This is a genomic window from Thalassospira sp. Z349TD_5, assembly GCF_056173045.1.
Window position 1 is genome coordinate 1,923,901 of record NZ_CM149654.1, and the last position, 17,768, is coordinate 1,941,668.

General features: G+C 52.6%; 14 protein-coding genes and 1 tRNA gene. 13 read left to right on the forward strand and 2 right to left on the reverse strand.

Features of this window, described 5'->3' with window-relative positions; genetic code table 11:
• Positions 1-236 precede the first annotated feature (236 nt).
• From AC0VXT_RS08655 to AC0VXT_RS08680, 6 genes are all read left to right on the forward strand, one after another.
• Positions 237-401, forward strand: coding sequence for a DUF1127 domain-containing protein (locus AC0VXT_RS08655; RefSeq protein WP_022732417.1), 165 nt, complete (start codon positions 237-239; stop codon positions 399-401).
• Positions 402-745: 344 nt separating this feature from the next.
• Positions 746-1,222: a bacterioferritin gene (bfr, locus tag AC0VXT_RS08660; RefSeq protein ID WP_475548315.1), complete on the forward strand. Its 477-nt coding sequence runs from the start codon at positions 746-748 to the stop codon at positions 1,220-1,222.
• A gap of 20 nt (positions 1,223-1,242) precedes the next feature.
• Positions 1,243-1,734, forward strand: a complete 492-nt coding sequence (gene bfr / locus AC0VXT_RS08665; RefSeq protein WP_022732415.1) for a bacterioferritin — start codon at positions 1,243-1,245, stop codon at positions 1,732-1,734.
• A gap of 184 nt (positions 1,735-1,918) precedes the next feature.
• Entirely contained in the window at positions 1,919-4,417 is a 2,499-nt protein-coding gene (locus tag AC0VXT_RS08670; protein ID WP_475548316.1) for a heavy metal translocating P-type ATPase, read from the forward strand.
• Entirely contained in the window at positions 4,414-4,797 is a 384-nt protein-coding gene (gene cueR / locus AC0VXT_RS08675) for a Cu(I)-responsive transcriptional regulator (protein ID WP_475548317.1), read from the forward strand. Before AC0VXT_RS08670 ends, cueR begins: the two co-directional genes overlap by 4 nt.
• A 34-nt stretch (positions 4,798-4,831) precedes the next feature.
• Positions 4,832-5,311 carry a c-type cytochrome gene (locus AC0VXT_RS08680; RefSeq protein WP_475548318.1) on the forward strand — a complete coding sequence of 160 codons (480 nt, stop codon included), beginning with the start codon at positions 4,832-4,834 and terminating at the stop codon, positions 5,309-5,311.
• Between the two features lie 98 nt (positions 5,312-5,409).
• Here AC0VXT_RS08680 and AC0VXT_RS08685 read toward each other — a convergent pair whose 3' ends face one another.
• Together AC0VXT_RS08685 and AC0VXT_RS08690 are read right to left on the reverse strand one after the other, a co-directional pair.
• Positions 5,410-6,522 (reverse strand): PAS domain-containing sensor histidine kinase, encoded by a 1,113-nt coding sequence (locus tag AC0VXT_RS08685; protein WP_475548319.1) that lies wholly within the window; start codon positions 6,520-6,522, stop codon positions 5,410-5,412.
• 38 nt (positions 6,523-6,560) lie between these two features.
• A complete protein-coding gene (locus AC0VXT_RS08690) occupies positions 6,561-7,811 on the reverse strand; it encodes a D-amino acid dehydrogenase (protein ID WP_475548320.1) in 1,251 nt (416 codons plus the stop codon).
• Positions 7,812-8,041: 230 nt separating this feature from the next.
• Between AC0VXT_RS08690 and AC0VXT_RS08695 the strand changes: the two genes are divergently transcribed.
• The 7 genes from AC0VXT_RS08695 (at position 8,042) to lon (ending at position 17,703) form a co-directional block, all read left to right on the forward strand.
• Positions 8,042-9,499 carry an NAD(P)H-hydrate dehydratase gene (locus tag AC0VXT_RS08695; protein ID WP_475548321.1) on the forward strand — a complete coding sequence of 486 codons (1,458 nt, stop codon included), beginning with the start codon at positions 8,042-8,044 and terminating at the stop codon, positions 9,497-9,499.
• Between the two features lie 188 nt (positions 9,500-9,687).
• Complete coding sequence (locus AC0VXT_RS08700) at positions 9,688-11,094, forward strand: malonyl-CoA decarboxylase (RefSeq protein WP_475548322.1); 1,407 nt, start codon at positions 9,688-9,690, stop codon at positions 11,092-11,094.
• 167 nt (positions 11,095-11,261) lie between these two features.
• Positions 11,262-11,346, forward strand: a tRNA-Leu gene (locus AC0VXT_RS08705).
• 115 nt (positions 11,347-11,461) lie between these two features.
• A complete protein-coding gene (gene tig / locus AC0VXT_RS08710; RefSeq protein ID WP_022732407.1) occupies positions 11,462-12,904 on the forward strand; it encodes a trigger factor in 1,443 nt (480 codons plus the stop codon).
• A gap of 60 nt (positions 12,905-12,964) precedes the next feature.
• Entirely contained in the window at positions 12,965-13,594 is a 630-nt protein-coding gene (gene clpP, locus AC0VXT_RS08715) for an ATP-dependent Clp endopeptidase proteolytic subunit ClpP (RefSeq protein WP_475548323.1), read from the forward strand.
• 300 nt (positions 13,595-13,894) lie between these two features.
• The gene (gene clpX / locus AC0VXT_RS08720) at positions 13,895-15,160 is read left to right on the forward strand and encodes an ATP-dependent Clp protease ATP-binding subunit ClpX (RefSeq protein WP_022732405.1); all 1,266 of its coding nucleotides are present in this window, start codon (positions 13,895-13,897) and stop codon (positions 15,158-15,160) included.
• 131 nt (positions 15,161-15,291) lie between these two features.
• Entirely contained in the window at positions 15,292-17,703 is a 2,412-nt protein-coding gene (gene lon / locus AC0VXT_RS08725) for an endopeptidase La (protein WP_475548324.1), read from the forward strand.
• Positions 17,704-17,768: the final 65 nt, after the last annotated feature.

Consider the following 17,768-nt stretch of genomic DNA (forward strand, 5'->3'; position numbering starts at 1 on the left):
AATCAGAGGAGTAATCGCTCTATCCACGACCCAAGGGCGGGGGTTCTCAGTTTATTGCTCTCAACCTGTGAAGTTTTGGAATAGATGATATGCAAACTTAGGTGATTGAGGATCGAAAGAGTTTTGGGCATATTGCATCGCAGAAGTTGATGAGCAGAACGCGCCAACAAACACAGAAGCTCAAAACGATCAGGCTTTAGGCAGCGTTCTTTTTTAGTAACCCAAGGAGGTTCAACATGATCTTATCTAGTATTTTTGTTGCTGTTCGCCGTTGGGCCTATGCTCGCTCTGTTGCGAATGAACTTTACGGTCTTGATAAACGCGACCTTGATGATGTCGGGATTTCCCCATGGCAGATTCGAGACGTTGCACGTAAGGCAGCTCGCGACGCGATTGCATAACGCCAGCGATATATAGGCACCCTTTCAATAAGGGAATGCCATGCGAAAGCCGGACATCTGTCCGGCTTTTTGTGTTTTAGTCTGTATTTTGCGGACTACACGGGGATGTGCGAGTCGGGCAGGGTAACTACACCAAATGGTCGATAGGTATCCATAAATGCGGCGAACCGATTTGCATTCTCATGCGGTAACGTACGAATGATTTTTACTAAACGGCTGCTGAAACAGTATTTGTCAAAAAACGCCTAAATTATTGATAATGGTAATCAAAGGCGTGGTTTTCCCTTGAAACAAGGGTGTATGGTTACCAATATCTGGTCAGCCGAACCATCAGGAGAGCCACGATGAAAGGTGATCCCAAGATCATCACGTATCTTAATCGCATTTTGACCAGCCAGTTGACTGCGATTAACCAGTATTTCCTGCATGCCCGTATGCTCCGTGACTGGGGTGTCGAAGAAATGGGCGAGTATGAATACAAGCTCTCGATCAAGGAAATGAAACGCGCCGATGACACCATCGAGCGCATTCTGTTCCTCGAAGGGCTGCCCAATCTTCAGAACCTCAATAAACTCATGATTGGTGAGAATGTTGAGGAAATCGTCACCTGCGACATGAAGTTTGAATTGGCTTCCTTGCCGCTGCTACGCGAAGCAATCACGGCCTGTGAAACCGCCGAGGATTTTATCACGCGCGACCTGCTGGTTAAATTCCTTGAAGCACAGGAAGAGCATGTCGATTGGCTTGAGACCGAGCAATGGCAGCTTGAGAACATTGGAATGCAGAATTACATCCAGAGCCGTTCGGGCGACGGCGATTAATCAGATCAGGAGCTTACGCCATGAAGGGCAGTAAAAAGGTTATCGCCGCGCTAAACAAACAGCTTACCGCTGAATTGTCGGCAGCCGATCAATATAACACCCACGCAGAAATGTATGCTGATTGGGGTCTGCACGCGCTGTATGAACGCATGCATCATGAAAAGGACGAAGAGCTTGAACACGCAAAGCGTTTGATCGAGCGTATTTTGTTCCTTGAAGGTGTGCCAGATACCGCATCACGTGAGCCGATCAAGATCGGCAAAACCGTGCCCGAGATGATGAAAAATGATCTCGAACACGAGTATCACGTGATCAATCTTCTCAAAAAGGCGATCAAGGTTGCCGAAGCAGAAGACGATTTCCAGACCCGGAACATGCTGACCGTGCTGCTTGATGATAGCGAGGAAGACCATGCGTATTGGATCGAACAGCAAATTCGCCTGATCGATATGATGGGTCTGCCAAACTACATCCAGTTCAAAGCCGCTGGCGAGCCAACCCCGCAAGGATAAGGCTTGATAAATTAATATCCAAAAGGCCCCGGTGCAGTGTTGCATTTCGGGGCCCTTTTGTTTGTTGCGACCTTGCTTTGGCATTTGGTTCGCGGTTGTTTGATTTTCCTGCTTGACCTTCCAGTTGCTGGAAGGTCTATCGTCGCCTATATCAGACATGAAACCACGTTAAGGGTTCAGGAAAATGAATAGCCGGACAGAAGCAAGAGACGCCGCGATCAACGATCCTGCGTCAGACGCGAAAACACCACAAAGTCGAAGCGCCAACAGCCGCGACGTGAATCTTGAAATCACCGGTATGAGTTGTGCCGGATGTGCCGGACGGGTGGAAAAGTCGGTTGGTGGACTTGAGGGGGTCACAAGCGTTGATGTCAATCTTGCCCTCAATACCGCACATGTCGCATTTGATGGCGACAAAGTGGATGTGCGGCGCATTGCGCAGGCGGTCGCGGATGCCGGTTATTCCGTCGCCGAAGAAACCTGGTCCTATGACATTGATGGCATGACCTGTGCCAACTGTGCCGGTCGTGTGGAAAAGGCATTGGCCGCATTGCCCGGTGTGACAGAGGCCACTGTGAACTTTGCTCTTGAGCAGGCCAGCATCACCGCACTTCCCGGTCAGATGAGTGATGAAATCGCTATCCGTTCGGTCGAAGATGCCGGGTATCATGCGACATCACGGAATAAATCATCTGCAAACAACAACAATGATAGCGAAACCGCGGCGCGGTCAGGCAAACCGGTTGACCGGTCGTTGCTGTTGCTGGGCGCGTCGGTTGTTCTGACCGCACCGCTGGTGCTTCAGATGATCTGGATGTATCTCGGCGTTGAATATCATTTGCCTGCGTGGGTTGAGCTTGCCTTGGCAACACCGGTTCAGTTCCTGATCGGGTGGCGGTTTTATCGCGGGGCGTTTGCCGCATTACGCCATCGCAGTGCGAATATGGACGTCCTCGTCGCATTGGGCACGTCGTCGGCTTATTTCCTGAGCCTGTACAACATGATTGTCGCCCAGAGTGGCCAATCACATCTGTATTTTGAGGCGTCTGCCGCCATCATCACCCTGATCCTTGGCGGTAAGATCATGGAAGACCGTGCCAAACGCGGGGCATCTGCCGCCATTCGCGAATTGATGGCATTGCGTCCGCGCCGTGCCCGTAAAATCGTCGATGGCAAGGATATTGATGTTGCCATCGACGAACTGAAGGTTGGCGATATCGTGCGGGTGTTGCCCGGTGAACGTTTGCCTGTTGATGGTATTGTTGATGCGGGCGAAAGCGAACTTGATGAAAGCCTGATCACCGGTGAAACACGCCCGGTTGCGCGCGTGGCCGGGGATGAGGTTGTCGGTGGGGCGGTCAATGGCACCGGACGAATTGATATCAAGGTCAGTGCTGTTGGCGACGACACCACGTTGTCGCGCATCATTCGCTTGGTGGAAAAGGCACAAACTGGCAAGGCACCCGTTCAAAAACTGGTGGATAGGGTTTCTGCTGTCTTTGTCCCCGTCATCATCGTTATTGCGCTTGTGACGCTGGCTGGTTGGTTGTTCGCCGGTTTCGGGATGGAGGCATCCATCGTGGCTGCTGTATCGGTGCTGGTGATTGCGTGCCCCTGTGCGCTTGGTCTTGCAACACCAACGGCACTGGTTGCCGGTACGGGCAGTGCGGCGCGCGCGGGTATTCTGATCCGCAATTTTGATGCGCTTGAACAGGCACATAACATTGATACCGTCATCTTTGATAAAACCGGCACCCTGACCGAAGGCAGCCCGACGGTGCGCGATGTCAAACCTGTTGACGGTGTTGATCAAAATGACCTTTTGCGTTTTGCCGCCGCGGTTCAGGCGGCCAGCGAACATCCATTGGCCCGTGCTATGGTGTCGATTGCTCGTGATCAGGGGATGGATATCCCAGATGTGACCGAGTTCCGGGGCAAAACCGGTGCTGGCGTGATGGCAACGGTCGAAGGCAAATCAGTTGTCATCGGAACGGACACCATGTTGCGCGATCAATCAGTTTCCATGCCGGATGCCGATGTCATTTCGGCTGATATTGCGCAACATGAGGCGTGTGGGCGAACTGTCATCCTGATCGCGATTGATGGCAAATATGCCGGTTTTATAACCCTTGAAGACCGCATTCGCGAAAGAGCCAAACAGACGATTGCCGACCTTAAGGCGCGCGGGATTAACAGCGTCATGCTGTCAGGTGACAGTCAGGAAGTTGCAAGCTATGTCGCCGAACAACTTGGTCTTGAACGCGGTGAAGGGCGTATTCGTCCGCAGGACAAGGCGCTGGCGGTTGAAAAACTGCGTAAAGAAGGCCGTCATGTCGCCATGGTTGGCGACGGGATCAATGATGCGCCAGCATTGGCCGCAGCGGATGTCGGTATTGCGATGGGCGGGGGAACCGATGTTGCCATGGAAACGGCTGGCATTACCCTGATGCGTTCCGATCCAGCGTTGGTGGCCGACGCCATTGATATTTCAATCGCGACCCGTCGCAAAATTGCCCAGAACCTGTTTTGGGCCTTTGCCTATAACGTCATCGGTGTTCCTCTGGCGGCCTTTGGTGTGCTGAGCCCGGCGATTGCCGGGGCGGCGATGGCGCTTAGTTCTGTATCGGTTGTCAGTAACTCTGTGATGCTGCGACGCTGGAAAGCGCGGGGGGCACAAAAATGAATATTTCCGACGCAGCAAGTGCTTGTGGATTGCCCGCCAAAACCATCCGGTATTACGAAGATATCGGTCTGGTGACGCCGGGACGTCTTGCCAATGGTTATCGCGATTATGGTGAGGATGATTTGCACAAGTTGCGCTTTTTACAGCGTGCACGCGGGCTTGGGTTCTCGGTTGAGGATTGCCGCGTGTTGTTGTCGCTGTATGAAGACCGCAACCGCGCGTCATCGGACGTCAAAAACATCGCAAAAACCCATCTGGTGGAAATCGAACGCAAGATTGCTGAGCTGCAAAGCCTGCAAAAGACATTGTCTCATCTGGTGCATGCCTGTCATGGGGATGATCGCCCGCATTGCCCCATCATCAATGATCTCGCCAGTTAAAAACGCGCGATAAAAAACAAAGAGAGAGTTCACAGTGAAAGATAAAGGCGTTTTCGTCATCGGTGGGGTGGTTGGTGCCGCCATTGTTTATGGCATCATCACTTTCTTCGGACCGGGGGCTGGTGGGGATCAATCCGTTGAACTTCGCCCGGATGATTTGAAGTTGGTCGCACTTGGCAAGAAAGTCTATGACGCCAATTGTGCGTCCTGCCACGGTCGGCAATTCGAAGGACAGGACAACTGGCGTGAACGCGATGCCAACGGATTGCTACCTGCACCACCTCATGATGAAACCGGACATACGTGGCATCATCCTGATGCGGTGCTGTTTGCTCTAACCAAATATGGGCCATCGGTCATGGCCGGGGATGATTATCAGTCGGCGATGCCCGGTTTTGAGGATGTCCTGACGGATGAGGAAATTCTGGCCAGCCTTTCGTACGTCAAAAGCCGTTGGCCCGACGAAATCAGGCAACGCCACGATCAGATAAACCTTTCTGCCAAGCAGCAATAAGCCAGACCAGAGGCCAATAGACAGCAAAGCCCGCATCAGAAGCCAAAGTGCTCCGTTGCGGGCTTTACGTATTTTGGATCTGTCTATTCAGGCGGTGATCAGAGACGGGGCAGGGTAATGCCCACAGTCGTTCCTTTGCCAAGCGCACTTTCGATGCTCATGCGGCCACCATGCAGTTCGACCAGAAGCTTTGCCAGCGGTAGACCAAGACCGGTCCCTGTACTTTCCTTAACCCCGGACGGATGAAGCTGTGCAAACCTTGCAAAGGCGCGCGGGATGTCATTTGGGCTCATGCCCACACCGGTATCTGCGATGGAAATCGTGATGTCCTTGTCCGTCTGGGTTAGGTCAACGGTGATGACACCGCCATCAGGGGTGAATTTTGCCGCATTGCTCAGGATATTGATCAGGATTTGCTTGATCTTGAGCTTGTCACAGCGCATCGGAACTGGTGTTTCGGCAATATTGAAGTGCAGGCTGTGCTGGTGGCGGGAAATATCTTCACGTGCAAGCTTTGTGGCTTCTTTGATGACGCTCACAAGGTCTTCGTCGTTTAACTGCAACGTCATGGACCCTGCCGACAGCTTGGAAACATCAAGAACGTTGTTGACCAGTTCCAGCAGGTGCTTGCCAGCCTCAAAAACATCGCGACCACAATCACGGTATCCGTCGGTAATATCGCCAAGCACGCCTTCGGCAATCAATTCGGAATTGCCGATAATTGCATTCAGCGGTGTGCGTAACTCATGGCCCATATTGGCGATAAAGTCGGATTTTGACGCATTGGCATCGGACTGATTGCGGTTTTGTTCCATCAGGCTGCGTTCGGCCTGTTTTTGACGGTCATTTTCAAGAAGTGTCATCAAGACAGCCGTGCGGGTCTCATTGTTCTGGAAGTATTCCAGCGGCGCAATCGACAGGTCACAGACGTGGCTGTCGTTATTTGCGCTGACCAGCACAATGTCACCGCGCCAAGACCGTCCGGATGCGAAAACATCTTCAATGTCGTTCAGAAGGCCCTTGGACAGGAAACCGGCGGTGGTGCCCAGCATGCGTTCCTTGGAAACGCCAATCATCCGTGCAATGGCTTCGTTACATTGCAGGACCTTGCCGTTGCGGTCACAAATGATCGCGGCATACGGAAGGGCGTTAAGAACGACCTGATCTGCCAATGGTACGGTATGCGTGCCAATCGGTGTATTGCTGGTCATGTCGTCCCCTGATCCCATCATTCGTCAGTAACGCCCGTTCAAAAACGTTCGATACCTAACCCCGTTAGTGGAATGTCTGGGCGTTTGCGGCTTATCAGGTCGGCGATTGCCTTGCCTGATCCACAACTCATTGTCCAACCCAACGTCCCATGCCCCGTATTTAGAAATAGATTACCATATTTTGTGCCCCCAAGAATAGGGGCAGAATCCGGCGTAACCGGGCGCAGGCCTGACCAAAACTCAATTTTGGACCGATCGCCGGAATTCGGGAATAGTTCGAATGCTTTATCAACAATCAACTGTTTGCGACGTTCGGACATTCGCAGGGAATATCCATCCAGTTCGGCTGTTCCCGCCACGCGAAGCCGGTTGCCAAGGCGCGCATAAACCATTTTCACACTGTCATCAATCAGGGCGGTTTGCGGAGCACCATCATGCCCGGTGGTGTCGATGCTGATAGAGTAGCCCTTACAGGGATATATCGGAAGATGAATGCCAAGGGGTTTGGTCAAAAACGGGCTGTAACTGCCCAAGCAGACAACAAAGGCATCGCCGGAAATCTCCCCCTGATCGGTGCGTACAGACGTAACGCGCCCCTGATCATGGTCAAGGCCCGTGATCGTAGCGCCAAATTTGAAAATTGCGCCACGTTCGATACATTTTTCTGCCAGAAGGCTGGTGAATTTTTGCGCGTCCCCGCTTTCATCGTCGGGGGTAAAGCTACCGCCGATGATGCGGGCCTTGCTGTGACGCAGGGTAGGTTCAATCTCGTAACATTCATCGGCACTGACCACGCGCCGGTTCAGACCAAAGTCACGCATTTGCGCGGTGGCTGTCTCGACCGCGGTTAATTCATCGTCATCACGGCATATGTGAAGGATACCCTGTTGGCGGTGATCATAGTCAAGGCCGGTATCCTTGCGCAGTTGCTTTAGGCAGTCACGGCTGTACACCGCAACCCTCAACGCCTTTTCAAGGTTCTCTTTGGCCCGTGCATCGGTGCAGTTGCGCAGGAAGCGAAGCCCCCAGGCAAACAGCTTTGGGTCAAAGCGCATCCGAAACAAAAGGGGGGCTTCTTCGCGGCCCAGCCATTTCAGGATTTGTTTGGGAGTGCTTGAATTGGCCCAGGGTGTGGCATGACAGGCCGAAATTTGCCCGCCATTGGCAAAGCTGGTTTCCTGTGCGCTGGCATGTTGGCGGTCAATGACAGTAACCTGATGGCCATTTTCCAAAAGATACCAGGCCGCCGTCGTCCCAATGACGCCAGCGCCCAAAACGACAACATGCATGCCGGAAAAGCCTCGTTGTGAATTCTCGCGTATGCGGGCCGATCAGACCAAAACACCAATGCAAATGATCGTAACTGTCTTAACTGTCTGACTCGCGAAATCGTTTGCAATATACTGAGGCGAAAAACAAATGGCTACCGATGTCTGTTGCTGATTTACAGTCGGTGCTTAGGTTGACTGCGCCAAGGATGTTGATAGGGAATGTTGGTAGGGAATTTTGAGGGTGAAAAATGTTTGAAATTCTAACAACCGACCAGATGTATGACGCTGACCGCAAGACGATTGATGGTGGCATTCCCGGTGATGTTCTGATGGAAAATGCCGGGCGGAAGGTGTTTGAGGAAATCGTACGCCATTGGTCGCCCAGATCAGTTTCGGTTCTGTGTGGTCCGGGCAATAACGGTGGTGATGGGTTTGTCATTGCCAGATTGCTGCGTGACGAAGGCTGGTCAGTGCGGCTTGGGTTGCTGGGTGAGGTCGAACACCTTGGCGGTGATGCAGCCTTTCATGCCAAACAGTGGGACGGTGCAACCGAACGCTTGTCACCGGCATTGGTGATTGGTGCGGATCTGATTGTTGATTGTATTTTTGGCGCGGGGCTGGCGCGTGACATTACCGGCGACGTTGCCGACCTTGTTGCATCGGTCAATGACAGCATGTCTGTGGTGGTTTCGGTCGATGTGCCAAGCGGTGTTGACGGAAACACCGGGTGCATTATGGGGTGTGCGATCAAGGCGGATCTGACGGTGACATTCTGTCGGGCCAAGCCGGGGCACTATTTGTTGCCGGGACGGCAGCTGTGCGGTGAACTTGCCATCCGTGATATTGGCATTTCCGATCAGGTGGTGTCGGAAATCCGCCCGACATGCTGGCGCAATGATCCGGTGTTGTGGCGGGCTGGTATTCGCTGGCCGGGGCTTGATGGTCATAAATATCATCGTGGCCATTTGCTGGCTTTTGGCGGGACCATGATGACGGGTGCGACACGGCTTGTCGCGCGCGCGGCACGGCGTTCGGGTGTTGGGTTGTTGACCATTGTTTCCGATGCGTCTGTATTGCCGGTCTATGCCGCCGATGCCCCGGGCACTATGACGGCATCCATTTCCGGGCTTGAAGCCCTTTTGAACGACTGTCGGCATAATGCTTTTGTTGTTGGGCCGGGTTACGGAGTTGGTGACAGTACGCGCAGTCTGGTGTTGCAGCTTTTGCATCTTTGCCGGTCAACCGTTTTGGATGCGGACGCGCTAACCAGTTTCTCCGACGATCCCTCTACATTATGTTTTGCCGTGCAGGGACCAACGGTTCTGACGCCGCATGAAGGCGAATTTACACGCCTGTTTCCCGATATTGACGGCGATAAGCTGGCCCGTGCGCGTGCGGCGGCCAAGCGCAGTGGTGCCACGGTCCTGATAAAAGGGGCGGACTCCGTTATTGCGGCCCCGGATGGACGTGCCGCTATCAGTGCGGTTGACGCCCCATGGTTGGCAACAGCCGGGTCGGGGGATGTTTTGGCCGGGGTGATTGCCGGGCTTATGGCACAAGGCATGGAAATGTTTGATGCGGCCTGCATGGGTGTTTGGTTGCACGGGCGCAGTGGCACAGATATTGGGCCGGGTTTGATTGCCGAGGACATCCCCGATCATTTTCCGGTGATCTTGCGCGAATTGTGGCTGGCATCGCGCAAATAGCTTTTACTTAGCCTTTGCGTGGTCATTTCGATGACATCTTTGTTGCGATGCTGGACGCAGAACAAAACAACACCGATATATCAGGACATCAAGCATGACGAAGCGATGCGTATCTTGTGTTGTCATGCCAGATTTTAAAATTGCCGGTGGGCATTATATTTTCTGCCAATAGGCCGTTGGAGGCCACCATGTCGCAAACATTTCTCGACAGAACACTTGATAATCTGCGTGGTGCGTGGCGTGAACTGCGTGACAGTTCGGTTGTGCGCAGTTTGGGACGCGATGAAAACCAGAGCCGTCAGGAACATTGGCGTCGGCAGATTGCCGATTGTCTTGCCGGGCGCGGTGGGGCGGTGTCGGCACGAGGGCGTGCGGCCGCCCTTGGTCATGATTTCTTGCGTCTTGATGACGATGGTAAGCGGGCTTTCTTGCACTTGCTGGTCAATGAATTTGGGATTGATCGTGATCGGGTTGCGGCCATCATGACCGATTGGGATATGGCCGATGATCTGGCGGAAAGGGCGTTGCTCGAATCTGAACTGCGCGATGCGCTTGTGCCGCCATTTCGATCAATTCTTAAGGAATTCAATTCATTACCGCAGGGTGTGAAGTTTCTGGTTGATCTGCGCGGTGATCTTTTGCGCTGGCGCAAAGAAGCCCCCGGACTGGCAATGTTGGAACGTGATCTCAAGACCTTGCTGGCGGGATGGTTTGATATCGGGTTTCTTGAACTCGAACGGATTACGTGGAATTCACCCGCGTCGCTTCTGGAAAAACTGATTGCCTATGAAGCCGTTCATGCCATTCAAAGCTGGGATGATCTGAAACGTCGGCTTGCACCAGACCGGCGCTGCTTTGCCTTTTTCCATCCGGGAATGCCAGATGAGCCTTTGATCTTCGTCGAGGTTGCCTTGGTCAACGGAATTTCCGGAAACATCGACAAGCTTATTCAAGCCGACGATAATGATGAAGGTCATGATGGCGATGATGCGGGATCAGTCGAGAGGGCTGATACAGCAATTTTCTATTCCATTTCGAATGCGCAGGCCGGTTTGGCCGGGATCAGCTTTGGTGATTTCCTGATCAAGCGGGTGGTAAGCCAACTGCAACGCGATTTGCCGCATCTAAAACAGTTTTGTACCTTATCCCCCATACCGGGGCTGCGGATCTGGATGGATCGTCAGCTTGATGCCATGGCAAAGGGGGCGGAAACCGGCTTACCCAAGATCATCGAAGCGGCATTAAACGATTGTGATGAATTGATGGGGCCAAAACCACCCGCACAAAGCCCCGATGCGGTGGGGGAACGCACCAAAACCAATATCGAGTTTTTGACTGCATGGTATCTTCTGAATGCCAAACGACCAGAAACCGGGGCGGCATTTGATCCAGTCGCACATTTCCATCTCAGTAATGGCGCACGCATCGAGCGTTTAAACTGGAACGGTAACGGTAAGCCGGACGGCTGGGCGCAGTCATTTGGCATGATGGTCAATTATCTTTATCACCTGCCGATGATCGAAAAAAATCATGAAAACTATGTCGGGCAGGGCGAAATCGCTGTTTCAAGCAGTGTGAAGCGCCTTTTGCGTTAGTTTCATGACATAACGAAGCCAGCAGAACCGCAAGGTTTTGGGGTGTTGAAGCGGTTTAATTGAAGCCAGAACGCAAATGTCGAAAGGCGATGCTTGCATGAGGTCAGCGAAGTTTGTATTAAGGCGCACTCATGCCGGTTCGTCCGGCGTGTTTGGTATGCTTGTGTGCGGGCGTGGCGGAATTGGTAGACGCGCCAGGTTTAGGTCCTGGTGAAGCAATTCGTGGGGGTTCGAGTCCCTTCGCCCGTACCACTCTGCAGACCATACATTTGGACCAGATTACATATTCGTTTAGTCATTTTGACTTTCTGACGTCCGGACTGCGTCGCGTAACGGACATTATTCGAACCAAGCAAAAGAGTTATCTATGCAGGTTACTGAAACCAAAAACGAAGGCCTGGCGCGCGAGTTCAAAGTCGTGGTGCCAGCCGCACTCATCGAAGAAAAAGTCGTCGCCAAGCTTGACGAGATCAAAGACCAGGTTCGCCTTCCAGGCTTCCGCCCGGGCAAAATCCCGGCGAAACTCCTGCGTCAGCGCTACGGTCAATCGGTCATGGGCGAAGTTCTTGAAGCCACTGTGAACGAAAACACAGGCAAAGTTCTTAACGACAATGACCTGCGCCCGGCCGTTCAGCCGAAAATCGAAGTAACCAAATTCGATGAAGGCGGGGATCTTGAGTTCGACATTGCTGTTGAAGTCATCCCGGCGATCGAAGCCATGGACTTCAAAAAGCTGAAGCTGACCCGCGAAGTCGTTGAACTCGACGATGCCAAAGTCAATGAAACGCTTGAGCGTATTGCAGCGGCACAGGGCACCACTGCTCCGTTGGCGCGCAAACGCAAATCGAAAACCGGTGATGTTGTCGTTATCGACTTCCTCGGCAAAATCGATGGCGAAGCATTCGAAGGCGGCAAAGCCGAAGCCTACGAACTTGAACTGGGTTCCGGTTCGTTCATCGAAGGTTTCGAAGAACAGCTTACCGGTGTTAACGCTGACGACGAACTCGTCGTTAAAGTTAAATTCCCGGAAGAATACGGTGCGGCTGAACTTGCCGGCAAAGATGCCGAGTTCGACGTGACCGTCAAAGAAATCAAAGAAAAGAAACCGGCTGAGCTGGATGATGAACTGGCCAAAAAACTCGGTCAGGACAGCTTTGAGGCGCTCAAAGACGCAATCCGCAAGGATTACGGCCGTGAGTACGAATCGGTCGCGCGTCAGAAAATGAAGCGCGAACTGCTTGACGCGCTGGCTGAGAACCACAAGTTCGAACTGCCGACCTCCTTGGTCGACAACGAACTCGAAGGTATCATTGGTCAGATCAAACAGGCCCGTGAAGCTGGACAGGAAGACGACGAAACCAAAGGCAAGTCCGAAGAAGAGCTGACCGCCGAGTTCCGCGAAATCGCAGAACGCCGCGTTCTTCTTGGTCTGCTTCTGGCTGAAGTTGGTCGTAACAACGACATTCAGGTTACTCAGGAAGACGTCAACAAGGTTCTCGTTGCCGAAGCCCAGAAATATCCGGGTCAGGAACAGCAGGTTATTGAATTCTACAAAAATAACCCGCAGGCCTTGCAGGCGCTTCAGGGCCCTGTATATGAAGACAAGGTCGTTGATTTCATCGTTGAGCTTGCCAAGGTTGAAGAAAAGACCGTCACCGTTGAAGAGCTTCTGAAGCCTGAAGAGGAAGAAGAAGCTCCGAAGAAAAAATCGGCTGCCAAAAAGGCACCGGCGAAAAAGGACGCAGAGAAAAAGGCTCCGGCCAAGAAAGCTGCTGCCAAGAAGCCGGCTGCTAAAAAGAAAGCTGACTAATCGGAAGTGAATACATCCTTACCGGAATCGGTTTGGGATCATGCAGGAGGATTGCAGTTGATGATTGAAGAACGGATGAACTCGCTCGTACCGATGGTGGTTGAACAGACCAGCCGTGGTGAACGGGCCTATGACATCTTTTCGCGTTTGCTCAAGGAGCGGATCGTCTTCATCAACGGTCAGGTTCATGACGGCATGTCGTCGTTGATCTGCGCGCAGCTCCTGCATCTCGAATTGGAAAATCCTGATAAGGATATTTCGCTCTATATCAACTCTCCGGGCGGTGTTGTGACTTCTGGTCTCGCCATCTATGACACCATGCAGTACATCCGTTGTGATGTCTCTACGGTGTGCATGGGGCAGGCGGCTTCCATGGGCTCACTACTGTTGATGGCCGGTGCAAAAGGTAAGCGTTATTGCCTGCCAAATGCACGTGTCATGATCCACCAGCCGTCTGGCGGCTTCCAGGGGCAGGCATCGGATATCGAAATCCATGCCCGCGAAATTCTGGCACTGCGTCAGCGTCTTAACGAGATCTATGTCGAACATACCGGCCGTGATCTCAAGACGATTGAAGATGCGATGGAGCGTGATAACTTCCTGACCCCCGATCAGGCCAAGGAATTTGGTCTGATTGACGAGGTGGTTACGTCGCGTCCGAAGACGGAAAGCGCCGAAAAGAAAGACTGATCGTCTGATAACGGTCGGTGAAAACGCCCCGGTCGTTGGCCGGGGCGTTTTTTTATGACTTGCCTCATGGCAGTTTTAAGTCATAGACAAGAGGGTGCGTGGCTTTTTGGCCGTTGATTGGAACTTGCGGGTTACTCAAACGTTTGGGTGATTAGAGTAAGGGGTTTCGCAACCACAATGGCGATCCCATATCAATCAAGTAGCCAAATGGCCGAAAAGCGCAGATTAAACGTTGAGATCGGTATCGTTTACCGGCTAACATGGCGATAAAAGATAACGTCAAACGTAATTGGGGTTTGTATGAGCAAATCGAATAGCGGGGACTCCAAGAACACTCTGTACTGTTCTTTCTGTGGAAAGAGCCAGCACGAGGTTCGCAAGCTCATCGCCGGTCCAACCGTATTCATCTGTGATGAATGCGTAGAGCTTTGCATGGACATCATCCGCGAAGAGCACAAAACCCATCTCGTCAAATCGGCTGACGGGGTGCCTTCTCCGCAAGAGATTTGCAAGGTCCTTGATGACTATGTCATTGGTCAGGGCCATGCGAAAAAAGTTCTCTCGGTCGCGGTTCACAACCATTACAAGCGTCTGCATCACGCCAGCAAGAACGAAGATATCGAACTGGCAAAATCCAATATCATGCTGGTAGGTCCGACCGGTTGCGGTAAAACGCTTCTGGCCCAGACCTTGGCACGGATTCTTGATGTTCCCTTCACCATGGCGGATGCCACCACACTGACCGAAGCCGGTTATGTCGGTGAAGACGTCGAGAACATCATTCTTAAGCTGTTGCAGGCTGCAGACTACAACGTCGAACGCGCCCAGCGCGGCATCGTCTATATTGACGAAGTTGACAAAATCTCGCGCAAGTCGGACAATCCGTCGATTACGCGTGATGTTTCGGGCGAGGGCGTCCAGCAAGCATTGCTGAAGATCATGGAAGGCACTGTTGCCTCTGTGCCGCCGCAGGGTGGCCGGAAACATCCGCAACAGGAATTCCTCCAGGTTGACACGACCAACATCCTGTTCATCGTAGGTGGCGCATTTGCGGGCCTCGATAAGGTGATCTCGCAGCGTGGCAAGGGCAGCGCAATTGGCTTTGGTGCCGATGTTCGTAGCCCTGAAGAGCGGCGCACGGGTGATGTCTTGCGCGGTGTTGAGCCGGAAGATCTTTTGAAATTCGGTCTTATCCCGGAGTTCATTGGTCGTCTGCCGGTTTTGGCAACGCTTGAAGATCTCGACGATGATGCTTTGGTCCAGATCCTGACCGAGCCGAAAAACGCGCTGATCAAGCAGTATGAGCGTCTGTTCGATATGGAAGACGTTAAACTGACCTTCCAGACCGATGCGCTCAAAGCAATTGCCGAGAAGGCGATTCAACGTAAAACCGGTGCACGTGGCTTGCGGTCGATCATGGAAGGCATCTTGCTTGATACCATGTTCGACCTGCCAACCCTCGAAAGTGTCGAGGAAATCGTGATCAGCGCTGATGTTGTCGAAGGAAAAGCAAAACCATTGCTGATCCATGCGGAACGTCAAGAAGGTGTCGAGCACTCTGCCTGATATCAATTTCCCGCACCGGCAACCTATTGCGGTGCGGGAATTTCAGATTATCTTTTGAATGTTCGCGTTGCTGGCGGGGCCTAAAGCAGGACCGCAGCAACGTTTTGGCTCAGATTAGGGAATAGAACATAATGGTCGAATTAGCGCGTGGCGAAATATATCCGGTGCTGCCGTTGCGCGACATTGTCGTGTTCCCGCACATGATTGTCCCCCTGTTTGTGGGACGTGAAAAGTCTGTGCGTGCGCTCGAAGATGTCATGCGCGAAGACAAGCAGATCCTGCTTGTCACACAGAAAGACGCCGGTCTTGATGATCCGGCAGTCGAAGATCTCTATGAAGTTGGTACTGTTGCAACTGTTCTGCAGCTTCTCAAGCTGCCGGATGGCACGGTAAAGGTATTGGTCGAAGGCGGTAAACGCGCCGAAATTTCGGGATACGTTGATAATCCGGAATTCTTCCAGGCCCATGCCGGTGTGCGTGAGGATGCTGACGAAGACGACAGCGAACTCGAGGCTCTCGCCCGTTCTGTGGTCACACAGTTTGAACAGTACATCAAACTCAACAAGAAAATTCCACCAGAAGTCCTGGTTTCGGTCAATCAGATCGAAGAACCGGCGAAGCTTGCTGACACGGTTGCATCGCACTTGTCGCTTAAGATTTCCGAAAAACAGGAACTTCTGGAAACCGCCCTTGTTGGTGACCGTCTGGAACGTATTTTCGGGTTCATGGAATCCGAAATTGGTGTGCTGCAGGTCGAAAAGAAGATCCGCAACCGCGTCAAACGCCAGATGGAAAAAACCCAGCGCGAGTACTATTTGAATGAGCAACTTAAAGCCATTCAGAAAGAACTGGGCGAGGGTGAAGACGGCAAGGACGAAGCTTCTGAACTCGAAGAGAAGCTGAACAAAGCCAAAATGCCCAAAGAGGCAAAGGAAAAGGCCGAAGCCGAACTCAAGAAACTGCGCAATATGAGCCCGATGTCGGCAGAAGCCACCGTGGTGCGCAACTATCTTGATTGGATGGTGTCTATTCCGTGGAACAAGCGTTCGCGCGTGTCGCACGACCTGAAAAAGGCTAAAAAGGTTCTGGATAAGGATCATTTTGGTCTGGAAAAGGTCAAGGAACGCATCCTTGAGTATTTAGCCGTTCAGGCGCGCACCAAAAAAGTCAAAGGCCCGATCCTGTGTCTTGTTGGTCCTCCCGGTGTTGGTAAAACCTCGCTTGGTAAATCAATGGCCAATGCGACCGGTCGCAGCTTTGTGCGGATGTCACTTGGTGGGGTGCGCGATGAGTTTGAAATCCGCGGTCACCGGCGGACCTATATCGGGTCCATGCCGGGCAAGATCGTTCAGGGTATGAAAAAAGCCAAATACTCCAACCCGCTTTTCCTTCTCGACGAGATTGAAAAAATGGGTTCGGATTTCCGTGGCGACCCTGCATCAGCCCTGCTTGAGGTGCTTGATCCGGAACAGAATTCGACCTTCAACGATCATTATCTGGAAGTCGATTACGACCTTTCCGATGTCATGTTCGTTACCACGGCGAACTCGCTTCGGATGCAGCAGCCGCTGTTGGACCGTATGGAGGTCATTCGTCTTTCGGGGTATACCGAGGACGAGAAGGTCGAAATCGCCAAGCGTCACCTGATCCCCAAACAGGTCAAGGATAACGGCCTGAAAAAGGATGAGTGGAGCATTTCGGACGACGCGCTGCGCGATCTGATCCGTTACTACACTCGCGAAGCCGGGGTGCGTAGTCTTGAACGTGAACTTGCCCGTCTTGCCCGTAAGGCGACCAAACGGATCATGCTCGAAAGCATCAAATCTGTGCGTGTAACGCCGCGGACCCTTGGTAAATATGCCGGAATCCGTAAGTTCCGCTATGGCGCAACTGAGGGTGAAGATCAGGTCGGTGTTGTTACCGGTCTTGCCTACACCGAATTTGGCGGCGATCTGTTGCAGATTGAATCGGTCACTGTACCGGGCAAAGGCAACATGAAAACCACCGGTAAGCTCGGTGAGGTCATGACTGAATCGATTCAGGCCGCGACATCGTTCGTGCGGTCGCGTGCCGTAGACTTTGGCATCAAGCCGACCTTGTTCCAGAAACGTGACATTCACGTTCACGTTCCCGAGGGCGCAACACCAAAAGACGGTCCGTCCGCTGGTGTTGGCATGGTGACGTCGGTTGTTTCGGTTCTAACAGGAAATCCGGTGCGCAAAGATGTCGCCATGACAGGCGAAGTCACCTTGCGTGGTCGTGTTCTTCCGATTGGTGGTTTGAAAGAAAAACTTCTGGCCGCATTGCGCGGCGGGGTGAAAGTTGTCCTGATCCCGCAGGAAAACGAAAAGGATCTCGAAGAGATTCCCGATAACGTTAAACGCGGTATGGAAATCATTCCGGTGTCGCATGTCAACGAGGTTCTCAGCCACGCACTGGTCAATCCGCTGGTGCCGATTGAATGGGAAGAGGGTGTCGATGACGTTGTCGTCAAATCCAAAGACGACGAAGAATCGGATGTTGGTGGTGTGACCACTCATTAACAAACGTCCGAACTGGCAGAAATCAAAGGGGAGCAGCATGATTGCTCCCCTTTTTCTGTGGATAA